Source organism: Streptomyces iconiensis (assembly GCF_028657195.3).
Lineage (GTDB): Bacteria > Actinomycetota > Actinomycetes > Streptomycetales > Streptomycetaceae > Streptomyces > Streptomyces iconiensis.
Genome location: NZ_JANCPR020000012.1, coordinates 61194 through 75039 on the forward strand (window position 1 = coordinate 61194; position 13846 = coordinate 75039).

Consider the following 13846-nt stretch of genomic DNA (forward strand, 5'->3'; position numbering starts at 1 on the left):
TCGGCAGGGAAGAGAGCCACCATGCGCAGTCACAGCGTCCGTCACGGCTACCTCGTCGGACCCGGCGGTGGGCGGCTGCACTACCTCGACCACTGTTCCGACCACGACGGCACCAGCAGTACCGGCAGCACTGACGGGACCGGCGGAACCGGCGGCCCCCGCGAGACGCTCGTCTGCCTGCACGGGGTCACCGACTCCGCCTGGGTCTGGCACGACGTCGCTGCCGCGCTCACAGGGCGCTGCAGGGTCATCGCGCTCGACCTGCGCGGGCATGGCGACAGCCAGTGGTCTGCCGCGCACGAGTACGGCACGGCCGAGCACGCCGCCGATCTCGCCGCGCTGCTCGGCCACCTCGGCGGCGGCCCCTTCCACCTCGCGGGTTCGTCCTGGGGCGCGCTGATCGCGCTGTCCCACGCGGCGGCGCTGCCCGAGCAGGTGCGTTCGCTCACGCTCGTCGACATCGAGCCGTCCTCCGGGCGGAGCGAGACGGACGTACCGCCCCGCCCCGCCTCCTTCGTGCGGCACTCCGCCGTCGCCGCCTGGGAACGCGCGTACGCTCCGCACGCGCCGGCCCTGCTCACCGAGCTGATCGCCGCACAGAGCGTGCGGCCGGGGCCACGCGGGCTGCTCTACCGCAAGCACAACCCGTACTTCCTGTCGCGCTGGCCCTTCCGCTCCGACGACCACTGGGCGGAGCTGGACGCGGTCACCTGTCCTGCGCTGGTCGTCCAGGCCGGCAAGACGTCCGTACGCCCGTCCGTCACCCGGCGCATGGCCGCACGCCTGCGGCACGGCGCCCACACCGAGATCCCCGAGTCCAACCACACCGTCCCCACCGACGCACCGGACGCCCTGGCCGGCGCCCTGCGCGCCTTCCTCGCGTAGGCCCGGCGTGCTCGTGCGGGCGCGGCGCCCTGTCCTCTCGGCCCCCGTGGTGACGCGCGGTGGTCGGGCAGGGCCGCGACATGAGAATGACCTGAGAAACACCACAGAACGGAACCTGTCGCCGCGCGCGACGCGTTCTTGTACAGGATGAACAGGACAATCAGACGGGCGGGCACCGTCACTCTGCTCCTGGTGATGGCGCTGATGGTGCGGCTCACCTGGGTGCAGGTGGTGCACGGCGAGGCGCTCGCGGACAGCGAAGACAACCGGCGGAACACCATCGAGCAGTACGCGAACCCGTTCGGCGACATCATCGTCGGCGGCAAGCCCGTCACGGGCTCGAAGCGTACGGACGACGGTGACCTGCACTATCAGCGCACGTACACGGACGGGCCGCTGTACGCGCCGGTGACCGGCTTCAGCTCACAGGTGCGCGGGTCGACCCAGCTGGAGGGCATCTACCAGAGCGTGCTGGACGGCACGGACGACCGGCTCAAGAACCCGGCCGACCTGCTGATGGGCAAGAAGGCCAAGCCCGGCAACGTCCTGACCACGATCGACCCGGGCGTACAGCGCGCCGGCTACAAGGCGCTCGGCGGCAAGAAGGGCGCGGCCGTCGCGATCGACCCGGCCAACGGCAAGATCCTCGGTGTGGTGAGCACGCCGTCCTTCGACCCGTCCACCTTCGCGGGCAGCGGCAAGGACGACGCGAAGGCGTGGAACAAGCTGAACGCGCGCAGCGGCGGCGACAAGAACGACGACCAGCCGACGCTGAACCGCGCGCTGCGCCAGCCCGTACCGCCCGGCTCGACGTTCAAGCTGGTCGTCGCGGCGGCGGCGCTGGAGGACGGGCTGTACTCGTCGGTCGACGTACCGACCCGCAGCCCCGACCCGTACACGCTCAAGGGCACCTCCACAGTGCTCAAGAACGAGAACGAGGCCGCGCCCTGCAAGAACGCCACCCTGCGTGACGCGCTGCGGTACTCGTGCAACAACGTGTTCGCGAAGCTGGCCACCGACCTGGGCAAGGACAAGGTACGCGCGCAGGCCGAGAAGTTCGGCTTCAACGACAGCAAGCAGGACGTGCCCGTACGCGCGACGAAGAGCGGCTACCCGGAGAAGATGGACGAGGCGCAGACCGGCCTGTCGGGCATCGGGCAGTACGACGTGACCGCGACACCGCTCCAGATGGCGATGGTCACGCAGGCCATCGCGCACGGCGGCGAACTGGTCGATCCGCACATGGTCTCGCAGGTCCAGGACTCGGGCGGCGGCGCACTGCGCTCGTTCGAGGACCCGGCCTCGCACCGCGTCATGAGCGAGTCGAACGCCGAACAGTTGCGCTCCGCGATGGAGACGGTCGTCGAGCAGGGCACAGGCAGCAACGCGAAGATCCCGGGCGCCACGGTCGGCGGCAAGACCGGCACGGCCCAGCACGGGGTCGACAACAGCGGTACGCCGTATGCCTGGTTCACGTCCTACGGCGAAAGCTCCTCGGGCAAGCAGGTCGCTGTGGCCGTCGTGGTGGAGGACTCGGACGCGGCCCGCGCCGAGGTCAGCGGCAACGGACTGGCTGCGCCCATCGCCAAGAGCATGATGGGGGCCGCGCTGGGCTAGCCTGCCCGTCCTGCCGGTGGGCTGCGCCCCTGTCCACGCCCCTCTCGGGCCCTCTCAGGCCGCAGGCCGCCGTTACGCCTTCAGGTGGTCCCGTACCGTCTCCAGGTCCAGGGCCGAGGCGAGGCCCGCGTGGTAGAGGCGTAGTTCGGTGGCGCCGAGTGTGCGGGCGTGTGCGGCGTCTTCCGCGAGGGTGTGCGGGGAGCCGCCCATGCCGGTGACGACGCCGAAGTTGGCCGCGAGGGTGCTCGCTGTGCCGGTGTGCACGGCGAACGGTCCGAGGGCTGCGGCCCGTTCGGTCGCCCCGCCGGGGCCTCCGGGGCACGGGACGACGACGCCGTCGGCGTGGGCGAGCACATCGGCGGGGTCGGCGCCCGCGTTGGCGCCCGTACGGTGCGGCGCGGGGTCGGCGTGCAGCAGTACGCGGAAGTCCGGTCCCGCCTCGGCACGTACGGCGGCCACCGCCTCCCGCTGGAGGGTGCGTGCCGCGCTGTCGCGCCACGCGGCGAACAGTGCGGCGTCGGCCGTGCCGAGCAGCGCGTCGATGGCGGTGCGCTCCCCCGCCCTGACGCCCCGCATCCCTGCGCCGGCGCTCGCGGCTGCCCCCTCGGCTGCCCCCGTACCGGTGGCCTCACCGCGCCACACGGGCTCCAGCGCGCCCCGTACGGCGGCGCGCAGCCGCGCGGGGTCGGCGCCCAGCGCCGCGTACCCCTGCTCGCAGGTGTCGCAGAAGCACAGGGACATCAGGTAGGCGGCGGCGCCGCTGAGGCCCACACCCGCGATCTTGTCGTGTGCGTGCAGATGCGCGAGCCCGTACCAGCCGCAGGACTCCAGCTCGGTGCCGCGCGTCCCGGTTCCGGGGCGTACGGCGGCCTCGGCGGCGAGCGCGGTGAGGTAGCCGCGCACGTCCCGGCGTGCCGCACAGGGCGCCCACGGGTAGCGGTCGCCGTAGGCGTTGCGGACGCTGGTGTGCGGAAAGTCCTCGCCCATACGGGAGTTGTGCGCGAGGACGACCCAGGAGTGCACCTCCAGGCCGGCGCCGGTGAGCGCCAGCGCGGCCTCGGCGTACGGCCCGCCGGGGTCGTCGCTCACGGTCCAGCTCTGCTCGTACGGGTGCGGCGCCGTGCGTGGCCAGCGTGCGGGGTCGGGCGGGTAGAGCACAGCCGAGTGCCGCGCGGTGACGACGCGGTGGTGGGGGTGGCGCGGGGTGAGGGCGCGCGTGGAGTGGTAGGCGGAGGCGAGGGTGACCTGCTCGACGCCGAGCGCGGCCAGGCGCGCGGGTGCCTCGGGGTCGCCCACGACGTCCCAGGGGTAGACGAACGCTGAGGCCCGCATCAGCCGTTGCCGTCCCGCACCGCGTCGGCGGGTGCGCCGACCAGCTCAAGGCCCCTGTCGATGAGCGCGGCCAGCTCCTTGAGGTGTTCCGGCGTCGGCTCGGACAGCGGCGCGCGCACCCCGCCCACGTCGAGCCCCCGCAGCCGCACACCGGCCTTGACGAGCGAGACGGCATAGCCGTTGCCCTGGTTGCGCAGTTCGACCAGGGGCACGTAGAAGCCGTCGAGCAGTTCGCGCACGGTCTCGTCGTCACCCGTCGCGAGTGCCCTGTGGAAGGCGAGCGCGATCTCCGGCGCGAAGCAGAAGACGGCGGAGGAGTAGAGGAGCACGCCGAGGACGCGGTAGGCGAGCCCCGTCAGTTCCGCCGTGGGCAGGCCGTTGAAGTACAGGAAGTCCCGGTCCAGGCCCGCGCTCCGCACGGCGGTGATGATGCGCTGCATCAGGTCCGGGTCGCCGTGCCCGTCCTTGAGCCCGACGATGCCGGGGTGCCTGGCCAGCTCGACGACGGTACGGGGCGTGAAGACGGCGTTGTCGCGCTGGTAGACGACGACGTCGAGCGACGTGGCCTCGGCGAGCGCCGTGTAGTGCCGTACGAGCCCTTCCTGGCTGGGCACGACGAGGTAGGGCGGCATCGCCAACAGCCCGTCGGCGCCCGCCTGTTCGGCCCGCAGGGCGAACTCCCTGGCGAGCGCGGGCCCGTACCCCGTACCGGCGACGACGGGCACTCTCCCCTCCGCCTCCTCGACGGCGGCGGCGACGCAGCCCTGGAACTCCTCCGGGGAGAGCGCGTGGAACTCTCCCGTTCCGCAGCAGGCGAAGACGGCTCCCGCACCTGCCTGGACACCGCGTCGCACGTGGGTGCGGAAGGTGTCGAGGTCGAGGGAGCCGTCCGGTGCGAAGGCCGTGACCGGGAAGAAGAGCAGCCCGTCGAGCCGCTCGGCGAGCGGCGGAGCTGACGGGGAAGCGGGGTGGGGCGAGGGCTCGGACGAGGGCATGCAGCGCTCCTTGGAGGGCCGGGTGACGCATCAGCCCCCGACCGTGCACGTTTCTGATTCACGTCTATATTCCTGAACGATCGCCACGCTAAGGCAGCGCCTCATCACCGGTCAAGGCCGAAGTCCCGCCACAGCGAGCGGATTTCGGCACTCCACAGCATCCGCCGCGCGCTGTGGCGCCGCTCCCTTGACGGCACGGAGGGCGCTCCCTAGCGTCTCTCCTCATATATGAATCGCGTCTACGAATGGAGACCGTGCCGATGCCCGCACCCCGTACCGTCCTGCTCACAGGCGCCACAGGCGGCCTCGGCACCCTGATGCGCGGCCTGCTGCCCTCGTACGGATACGCGCTGCGGTCACTCGACCTGCGACCGGTCGAGGGCGACCCCGAGGCGGTCGCCCTCGACCTCGGCACGGCGGACGAGGAGGCCCTGCGCGCGGCGGTGAGCGGCGTCGACGCGATCGTGCACCTCGCGGGCATCTCACTGGAGGCCCCGTTCGAGAAGATCCTCGCCGCCAACATCCGGGGCACGTACGCGCTGTACGAGGCCGCACGGGCCGAGGGGGTGCGCCGCATCGTGTTCGCCTCGTCCAACCACGCGGTCGGCTTCACCCCCGTGCCCGCCGAGGGAGCGCCGCCGATCCCGCTCGGCACCCCGCGCCGCCCCGACACCTTCTACGGGCTGTCCAAGTCCTTCGGCGAGGACCTCGCACAGCTCTACTGGGACCGGCACGGCATCGAAACCGTCTCCGTACGCATCGGCTCCTGCTTCCCCGAGCCGACCTCCGTACGGATGCTCTCGATCTGGATGAGCCCGGCCGACGGCGCGCGCCTCTTCCACGCGGCGCTCACGGCCGCTGACGTCGGCCACACCGTCGTCTACGGCTCCTCGGCCAACACCCGCCTGTGGTGGGACCTCTCCTCGGCGCGCGCCCTCGGCTACGAGCCGCAGGACGACTCCGAACCGTACGCCGCCGAACTCATCGACAAGTATGGAGAGTTGGACCCCGCCGATCCGGACCAGGCCCACCTGGGCGGCCACTTCTGCACGCACCCGCCCCTCTGGCCACACTGACCCGAACGGCACCAGGCATGATGGGACCGCAACCGATCAACCACGGGGAGGCCCCTGCCGTATGCTCGCCGCTCAACTCGCCGAATCGGAAACGGACACGAAGCTCTCGGACCTCGCCAGCTCGGGCGTCGTGAGCTGGATCATTCTGGGCCTGGTCGCGGGCACCATAGCCAAGATCCTGCTACCGGGCCGCGATCCGGGCGGCATCGTCGGCACGGTGCTCATCGGTATCGCGGGTGCCTTCCTCGGCGGCTGGCTCTCCGCGACCTTCCTCGACCGCCCGATAGAGAACAACTTCGTCGACCCCAGCCTCTGGGTCGCCGCCGTCGCCGGCTCCCTCGTCCTCCTCATCGCCTACCGCATCTTCTTCGGCAACAGCCGCGGCCGGCGCTGACGCCTGGCCCCGTCGGCCCCGGGCCGGGGCCGGGAACGCCCGGCCGCTCCCGTGCGGCCGAGGCTCCGCCCGCCGGGCAAGGCCACTGCCGCACACGCTGTTTCGGGCACGGCCGAAACCCTGGCGAGGCGGAGCGCGCACCCCCCACTGTGGGTGGCGATCTGCTGTACGGGGGATGCGTCGCCCCCGGGGAAGCGGCGCGGAATCGGGGGAAGACAGATGCGTGCGCGACGACTGTTCGTCACGGCGGCCGGCACCGGGATCATGGCGCTGGCCATCGCGGGACCCGCTGCGGCCCAGCCCGCCGGCGCGGCGAGCCAGGCCCGGCCCGCCGGTACAGCCGAAGAGGTCAGGCCCATGGACGGATGCACCTTCTTCTGGTGCGGCACCGTCGGCAATGGGACCAAGACCCGCGTCAAGATCTGCGAGTCCTGGGGCAAGGACGGCGCCAACCAGGCATACCAGAAGAAGGCGGCCTGCAAGTCCGGCCGCACGTCGTACGTGAAGCCCGGGCAGACCCGCGGCACGGACACCGACGAGGACCTGGACGCCCTCTACGTACCGAAGGGCAAGACGTTCAAGGGCTCCTACGTGTGCACGTTCGGCGGCTCCAAGGGGAAGATGACCTGGACCCACAAGAAGAGCGGCTGGTGGAAGTTCGGCACCGACTGCGAGGTACTCGTCCGCTCGGTCTCCTAGCTCAGGCACCAGCGGCTTTCACCGCTTTGACGTGCGGCTTCGCGGATGACATTGCCGCACGTCAGAGCGGTGGAAGGCGCGTTGTGCCACTGGTCAGGCAGCCGTCCAGGCACGCGTCGGCGCGCGGACCCACGGCGGTGGGCCGCACGTGTGATCGCGTCGGACGGGGCGCTTGTGAAAGGGTGGACAAGCGGTGCTGGACACCGTGGCACGAGTACCCCGATGTGTAAGGAGGCGCCCATGTCGTCCAAGCGACGCCGTAAGAAGAAGGCCCGCCGTAGCAACGCGGCCAACCACGGTAAGCGGCCTCAGTCCTGAACGCCGTTCCCGCGTGCCCCACTTCCGTGCGGCACGCGGGAACCGCTTCCCCCCGCCGGGAACGGCAGCCGGACCGGCGCAGCGGGGCCCCGTCATGAGACGGGCTACAGCACGGAAGCACCCGGCTTCACCATGCCGCGCACCGTGCGCGAATCGACGTACTCGCCGAGCGCCGTCATCTCCCACTCTCCGGAGAACTGGCGGATCAGCTTGGCCATCAGCACGCCCGTACGGGACTCGGACTGCGTGAGGTCGAAGCGGACCAGCTCGGCCCCCGCGCCGTCGAGGAGCCGGCAGTACGCCTTGGCGACATCGGTGAACTTCTGGCCCGAGAACGAGTTCACCGTAAAGACGAGCCCCGTGACCTGCGGCGGGAGGTCGCCGAGGTGGACGGTGATGGCCTCGTCGTCGCCGGCGCCCTCTCCCGTGAGGTTGTCGCCCGAGTGCTGGATGACGCCACCGAGGATGGCGAGCTTCCCGAAGTAACAGGCGTCGATCTTCTTGCGGTTGGAGTCGTACGCGATGACCGAGGCATCGAGGTCGATGTCCTTGGCCCGCTTGCCCGCGCGGAAGACCGGCTCCCAGCCGAGGCCCATACGTACGGACGACAGCAGCGGCTGGCCGCCCTTGACCAGCGAAACGGTCTGGTTCTTCTGGAGGCTGACCTTGCCCTTGTCGAGATTGATCTTGCCGCTCGCGGCGGGAGGCGCGGGAGCAGCAGGCGCCACCGGAGCAGCGGGGGCCGCCGGGGCCGGCGCGGGTGTGGGCGCTGCGGGTGTGGGGGCAGCGGGTGTGGGGGCAGCGGGCGCTGCGGCGGGCGGCGGCTCTTCGACGTTGACGCCGAAGTCGGCGGCGATACCGCCGAGCCCGTTCGCGTACCCCTGGCCCACGGCGCGCACCTTCCACGCGTCGCCCCTGCGGTACAGCTCGACCACGAGCAGCGCGGTCTCCGTGCCGAGCTGGGGCGGCGTGAAGGTGGCCAGCACCGCGTTCGTCGCGGTGTCGCGGACCGTTGCCGTGGGCACCGTGCCCGCGAAGGTGGCGCCGGTGTCCAGGCTGGCGGTGACGACGACCTTGGCGATCTCGGCGGGGACCGCGCCGGTCTCCACGGTGATGGTGTCGGCGGGACCGGTGCCGTGCGTCACGCCGGGCGCGCTCGGCTGGTTGTAGAAGACGAAGTCGTCGTCCGAGCGCACCTTGCCCTCGGGACCCAGCAGGAGCGCCGAGATGTCGAGCTTGTTGGGTGCGGTCACATCCACCGCCACGCGCTGCGCGGTGAGTGGAAGGTTCGAGCCGGGAGTCATTGCCGTCATGACGGGGGTAACGACCGGCTTCGCTTTGCGGTTCCTTTGCCGAGCCGGGGGTCCTGCTGCGCCGCTCCCCCGGAACGGCCCCGGCCGGCCTGCGTCCCGCCGCCCCGACTACGCGGCCACGCGCCGGTGGGCGACGAGCTGGAGGTTCTCGGCGCGGAACCCATGGAGCGTGGGGGCCGTACCGGGGCGCTCCTCGGTGACGGTGAAGCCGTGGTCGTCCAGGAGCGCCCGCAGGTGTTCCGGCGTGTGGTGGCGGAAGAGACCGCCGTCGGGCGTGGTGAACGTGCCGTGCGGGCCGGAGCCGGGCCCGCGGTCGTAGGCGTCGTAGCGCTCCGCGTTGCGTGCGTCGCGCTGGATCGGGACCTCGCTCACGTACAGCACACCACCGGGCCGCAGCACCCGGGCCAGCTCGGCGACGGTCGCGTGCTGCGCCGCGTCGTCCGGCATGCAGGTGAGGACGGCGAACAGCAGCGCCGCGTCGAACGTCCCGTCCCGCTCCCGCAGCGGAAGCTCCACCTGGTGCACCAGCTCAAGGCCGGGGTGCTCCCCGAGCCCGCGCTCGATCATCGCGCGCGAGGGGTCGACACCGACCACCCGCGCGTACCCGGCCTCCGTGAGCCGCGCGGTCAGGCGCCCGTATCCGCACCCGTAGTCCAGAATGCGGGCGCCATGTGAGACGTACGCCTGCAGCAGGGCGGGGTCGAGCTCGTGGGTGAACGTCTTCGTCGCGCCTTCGGCTTCCCAGAAGCCGTGCACGTCGGGGCGGACAGCTGCCATGGACCGACCGTACCCCCGACATGCGGCGCCGCCGTGCCTGTCGCAGCCTGGAAACATGAGTGCGCCCATCGTCGTCCATCCCCCAGCGCCCGAGGGCGGTCGCCACGTCACCGCGTACGGCGAGTCGCTGGGCACCGCCTACGGCCTGACCGACCTCATCGAGTTCCTGGAACGCACCGATATCGACGTCGCCTCCCTCGACCTGGAGGACGAGACCGTCATCGAGTGGAAGGGCGGCACCCACGAGGTGTGGGGGCGGCTCGCGGGCTGACCCGTTCCCGTCCGGTCAGGACCGTTTCGTCCACCGCAGTCGGGGCAGGCGACTCTTGATCATCAACGGGTGATCATCAACGGGCCGGGCGGGCGCCCCGGATCAGCGGCGCCGGCCCACGAGGGAGCAGGGGGCATCACGTGGGTGGGGGCGCGAACGGGAGATTCCCGTGGGGGTGGCTGGCGGCAGGGCTCGTCATCCTGGCAGGGCTGACGGTGTGGGGGGTCGTGGCGTATCCGGACCTGCCGGACCGGGTTCCCCAGCACATGGGGAGCGGAGGGGTCGACGAATGGGCGGACAAAACCGTCGGCAGCGTCTTCCTCCCCGTGTTCGTGTACGCGGGCACCCTGGCCGTGATGGCGGCCACGACGGTTCTCACGCTCCGGGTACGCCCGACCTCCGAACTCGCCCCAGGTGAGCAGGTGTCCAGTCTGATCAACCGCCCGAGCACACCCGCCGGAGCGCTGCTCCTCGCGCGGGCCCAGATGCTCCTCGCCTGCGGCGTAGGCGCGGGCCTCGCGGGCGCGTGCACGGCGATGTGGAGCACCACACCCCAGAAGGACGCCGACTCCCCCTGGACACTGCCCCTCACCCTCGCCCCCATCGCCCTGGGCACATTCGCGGTCCTAGGAGCAGCGCTGAAGGACAAGAGCACAGGCCGGAAGACCACCTGATACGCCCTACGCCCCGTCAGGGGCGTCAGGGGCGCGGGGAACTGCGCGACAAGCCACGAACAACCCGCGGCCCGCAACGCACGACCAGAGGCACGACCTCCCCGGCGACGCAAGGACGCGGGGACGCGGGGACTCACGGCCACGGCGGCCGGTCGGCCGGCCGCCGGAACCGTCAACTCTGCGAAGACGACCCGGAGTCGCGGGACGACGACGACCCGGACCCGCGTCCGAGCGTCTCAAGCTGCTCGGACGTGGAGATCAGCTCCTGCGCCTCCTCCTCGGAACTCACCATCGGCTGCGACCCGTGCAACGGCACGCCCGCGCTCTCCGGCATGAAGTGCACCGCGACCAGGCCGATCAGGCCGCTGGCGATCAGATAGACGCCGGGCGTCAGGTTGTTCTGCGAGGAGGCCACAAGGCTCTCCGTGACCAGCGGCGTCGTACCGCCGAAGGCAGCGACGGAGAAGTTGAAGCCGATGCCCATGGCGGCGTACCGCACGCTGGTCGGGAAGAGCGCGGGCAGCGTGGAGGCCGAGGGCGCGGCGAAGCCGGCGAGGAGGGTGGCGAGTACCAGCACGCCGAGCCCCGGCAGCACCAGCCCGTCCGAGCGCAGCAGCATGAAGGCGGGGACGCCGAGAACGATCTGGCCGATCGCGGCAGCGCGGTAGACCGGGCGGCGTCCGACATGGTCGCTGAGCCTGCCGATGAAGGTGATCAGCAGTACGACCCACACCATGCCGACCAGTACGAGCACGTCGGCGGTATGGCTGGAGCGGCCGAGCACCTCGGTCTGGTAGGTGGGCAGATAGCCGGTGACCATGTAGTTGGTGACGTTGTAGAGCAGGACGAGTCCCACGCAGATCAGCAGGGGCTGCCACTGGCGCGTGAGGATCGTACGGAACTCGTGGCGGCTGGTCTCGCGTTGGGCGACGAGTTGGTCGTGCTCGTCCAACTGCTGCTGGAAGGCCGGGGATTCCTCCAGTTTGAGCCGCATGTAGAGGCCGATGATGCCGAGCGGGCCCGCGACGAGGAACGGAATACGCCAGCCCCAGCTGATCATCTCGCTCTCCGTCAACAGGAAGTTGAGCAGGGTGACGAGCGCGGAGCCGAGCGCGTAGCCGGTGAACGTGCCGAAGTCGAGCCAGCTGCCGAGGAACCCACGCCTGCGGTCCGGTGAGTACTCCGCGATGAAGGTGGTGGCGCCGCCGTACTCGCCCCCGGTCGAGAAGCCCTGGAGCATACGGGCGAAGAGCAGCAGTACGGGAGCGGCCAGGCCGATCGTGGCGTAGCTGGGGATGAAGCCGATCATAAAGGTGCCGCAGGCCATCAGGATCATGGTGGTCGCGAGCACCTTCTGCCGTCCGACCTTGTCGCCGAGCGGCCCGAAGAAGAGGCCGCCGAGTGGTCGCACGACAAAGGCGGCTGCGAAGGTCGCGAAGGAGGCGAGAAGCTGCGCGGCATCGGAGGCGCCGGGGTAGAAGACCTTGCCGATGACGGCGGCGAGATAGCTGTAGACGCCGAAGTCGAACCACTCCATGCAGTTGCCGAGCGCCGAGGCCGTGACGGCCCGCTTGAGCATGGGCTCCTTGACGACCTGCACATCGCCCTCGGTGAACGCGCCGCCCTTGCGCCGCAGCCGCCGCACCAGCTCGTCGCGCACCTGGCGGGGCAGCGCGGCGACGGCACGCGGCACCTGCTTCGCCGCCGTCGCCCTGCTGCCTCCCGAACCTTTTCCAGGCGTCTCTGTCACGTCGGCCCTCACACCCTTTTGTTCCCTATGACCGAAAAGCTGGATCTGCCCGATCGTACGGAGCAGGTCCCGGAACCGGGTTGCCGGACTCGCCGGACCACACACACGGCGGCGGAGGTGCGGATTCAGCGCGGGTTCGGTGCGGGTGACAGGTGGGGGTCCCCCGGCCGGGGAGAGGGCTGGAAGACCCCGGACGGAGGCAGGGAGAGAGGGTCAGCAGACCCCGTCCCCCGGCTTGGGGTTGCCCAGGCCGAAGTACGGGCGCAGCCGCAGCCCCACCCATGTGCCGCCCAGCGCGACGGCGCCCCAGACCCAGCCGTGCAGGCTGCCGGAGCCGATACCGGCGAGGTAGGCCCCGATGTTGCAGCCGCCCGCCAGCCGCGCGCCGATGCCCATCAGCACGCCGCCGAGCACCGCTGCGCCCGCCGTACGGAGCGCGACACCCCTGTGCAGCGTCCAGACCCCGCCGGCGGCGGCGGCCACCGCGGCGCCGATCATGATGCCGAAGTCGGTGAGGCTGGTCTTGTCGGCCAGTACGGGCCCCGCGAGCTGCTGCGCGTTCTTCGGCTCCTGCCAGAACGCCCAGGTCTCGGGCGAACCGCCCAGCGCGCCCACCAACTTGGAACCCCACAGCGCGAAGGCGCTGGTGATGCCCCACGCGCCACCCGAAACCAGCAGCACGGCAGCACCGAGCACCGCCAGCGCCAGCGCGCCTGCCGCCAGCGGCCACGAGCCCCGCACGACGCGGGCCCACGTGCCACGCGCCGACGGCGGGGCGCCCACGGGCGGCGGGTTGCGCCGCGCCTGCACCCGCCGCGAGACCAGCACCACGAGCGCGAGCAGCACCAGCGTCACGACGAGGGAGCCGCCCCAGCCGACATGGTCGGAGAAGAGCACGGGGTCGAAGGCGGGCAGCTCGCTCCACAGCCCGTACTGCCAGGCCGCGAGGGTCGAACCGACGATGAAGCCGCCGAGCGTGAGCACGATGGTGCTCTGCCCCGAGCCCACAGCGAACAGCGTGCCCGAGGCGCAGGCACCGCCGAGCTGCATGCCGACGGCGAAGAGGAAGGCCCCGATCAGCAGGCCGACGCCGAGCGGCCCCGCACTGGGCGCGGGCGCCGAGCCGAACAGCCCGGTGCCCGTACCGATGATCAGCGCGAAGAGCGCGGCCGTCGCACCGAGCAGCAGCGCGTGGGCCCGCAGCCCCGTGCCGTTGCCGACCGCGATCAACTGCCGCCAGGCGGAGGTGAATCCGAACCGGGAGTGGAAGAGGCCGACACCGAGCCCGATGCCGAGCAGCAGCAGGACGCCGGGCTTGGCGCCGTGCGCCGACCACACGTACGCGGTCAGCGCCAACCCGGCCACCAGCGCGACACCGAGCGGCAACCACCGCACAGCGGGCGCCGGCGCGGCCTCGGGCCGGGGCGAACGGGTGGGCGAGGGGGCCAACGCACCCCGCGAGGGGGGTTGCTGCTGCGCCTCTGCGGGTGGAGCAGTCGTCACGTGGATCTCCGAGGGGGGTACGTACGCGGGCGGTTGCTCCGCCTGCACGGAGTGCTCTTCCGCCTGCGCGGAACGGGGGTGGCTCCGCCATGCGCGGAACGGGTGGCTCCGCCTGTGCGGAACGGGGTGCCGGAGTGCTGCGGGGCAGCGGGCAGGGGCGGCCGAGGCCGCGGATACGGGGTACCGGGGAGCCCCCCGGAGAAGAGTCAGCGGCGACAGAGCGCGTCGTCGACGCTCCACGC

At 71.5% G+C, this 13846-nt stretch carries 14 protein-coding genes; 8 read left to right on the plus strand and 6 right to left on the minus strand.

What is annotated here, in order from left to right; translation table 11 throughout:
* The first annotated feature begins 21 nt into the window (after window positions 1–21).
* Entirely contained in the window at window positions 22–885 is an 864-nt protein-coding gene (locus tag NMN56_RS14220; RefSeq protein ID WP_274044656.1) for an alpha/beta fold hydrolase, read from the plus strand.
* A 147-nt stretch (window positions 886–1032) separates the two neighbouring features.
* Entirely contained in the window at window positions 1033–2502 is a 1470-nt protein-coding gene (locus NMN56_RS14225) for a peptidoglycan D,D-transpeptidase FtsI family protein (protein ID WP_274044658.1), read from the plus strand.
* A 72-nt stretch (window positions 2503–2574) separates the two neighbouring features.
* Here the strand turns inward: NMN56_RS14225 and NMN56_RS14230 are convergent, their stop codons facing one another.
* Both NMN56_RS14230 and NMN56_RS14235 read right to left on the minus strand, forming a co-directional pair.
* The gene (locus NMN56_RS14230; protein ID WP_274044659.1) at window positions 2575–3834 is read right to left on the minus strand and encodes a hypothetical protein; all 1260 of its coding nucleotides are present in this window, start codon (window positions 3832–3834) and stop codon (window positions 2575–2577) included.
* Entirely contained in the window at window positions 3834–4829 is a 996-nt protein-coding gene (locus NMN56_RS14235) for a 5-dehydro-4-deoxyglucarate dehydratase (RefSeq protein ID WP_274044660.1), read from the minus strand. The genes NMN56_RS14230 and NMN56_RS14235 overlap by 1 nt, the downstream gene beginning before the upstream one ends.
* A 260-nt stretch (window positions 4830–5089) precedes the next feature.
* Here NMN56_RS14235 and NMN56_RS14240 point away from each other — a divergent pair, with 260 nt between their 5' ends.
* The 4 genes from NMN56_RS14240 (at window position 5090) to NMN56_RS43510 (ending at window position 7316) form a co-directional block, all read left to right on the plus strand.
* Entirely contained in the window at window positions 5090–5905 is an 816-nt protein-coding gene (locus NMN56_RS14240; protein ID WP_274044661.1) for an NAD-dependent epimerase/dehydratase family protein, read from the plus strand.
* 61 nt (window positions 5906–5966) lie between these two features.
* On the plus strand, window positions 5967–6299 hold the full coding sequence (locus tag NMN56_RS14245; RefSeq protein ID WP_274044662.1) for a GlsB/YeaQ/YmgE family stress response membrane protein: 333 nt from the start codon (window positions 5967–5969) through the stop codon (window positions 6297–6299).
* Window positions 6300–6518: 219 nt separating this feature from the next.
* Window positions 6519–6998 carry a hypothetical protein gene (locus NMN56_RS14250; protein WP_274044663.1) on the plus strand — a complete coding sequence of 160 codons (480 nt, stop codon included), beginning with the start codon at window positions 6519–6521 and terminating at the stop codon, window positions 6996–6998.
* A 240-nt stretch (window positions 6999–7238) separates the two neighbouring features.
* Window positions 7239–7316: a 50S ribosomal protein bL37 gene (locus NMN56_RS43510; RefSeq protein WP_488199811.1), complete on the plus strand. Its 78-nt coding sequence runs from the start codon at window positions 7239–7241 to the stop codon at window positions 7314–7316.
* A 104-nt stretch (window positions 7317–7420) separates the two neighbouring features.
* Here NMN56_RS43510 and NMN56_RS14255 read toward each other — a convergent pair whose 3' ends face one another.
* Window positions 7421–8629 (minus strand): TerD family protein, encoded by a 1209-nt coding sequence (locus NMN56_RS14255; RefSeq protein ID WP_274044664.1) that lies wholly within the window; start codon window positions 8627–8629, stop codon window positions 7421–7423.
* A 108-nt stretch (window positions 8630–8737) separates the two neighbouring features.
* Window positions 8738–9406 (minus strand): class I SAM-dependent methyltransferase, encoded by a 669-nt coding sequence (locus tag NMN56_RS14260; RefSeq protein WP_274044665.1) that lies wholly within the window; start codon window positions 9404–9406, stop codon window positions 8738–8740.
* A 55-nt stretch (window positions 9407–9461) separates the two neighbouring features.
* Between NMN56_RS14260 and NMN56_RS14265 the strand changes: the two genes are divergently transcribed.
* Both NMN56_RS14265 and NMN56_RS14270 read left to right on the plus strand, forming a co-directional pair.
* Window positions 9462–9677 carry a hypothetical protein gene (locus NMN56_RS14265; RefSeq protein ID WP_274044666.1) on the plus strand — a complete coding sequence of 72 codons (216 nt, stop codon included), beginning with the start codon at window positions 9462–9464 and terminating at the stop codon, window positions 9675–9677.
* Between the two features lie 140 nt (window positions 9678–9817).
* Complete coding sequence (locus NMN56_RS14270; RefSeq protein WP_274044667.1) at window positions 9818–10351, plus strand: DUF1648 domain-containing protein; 534 nt, start codon at window positions 9818–9820, stop codon at window positions 10349–10351.
* Between the two features lie 172 nt (window positions 10352–10523).
* On the opposite strand, the gene NMN56_RS14275 is transcribed toward NMN56_RS14270, so the two are convergent.
* Both NMN56_RS14275 and NMN56_RS14280 read right to left on the minus strand, forming a co-directional pair.
* On the minus strand, window positions 10524–12113 hold the full coding sequence (locus NMN56_RS14275) for an MFS transporter (protein WP_430542569.1): 1590 nt from the start codon (window positions 12111–12113) through the stop codon (window positions 10524–10526).
* Window positions 12114–12314: 201 nt separating this feature from the next.
* Window positions 12315–13604: a YeeE/YedE family protein gene (locus NMN56_RS14280; protein WP_274044669.1), complete on the minus strand. Its 1290-nt coding sequence runs from the start codon at window positions 13602–13604 to the stop codon at window positions 12315–12317.
* Window positions 13605–13846: the final 242 nt, after the last annotated feature.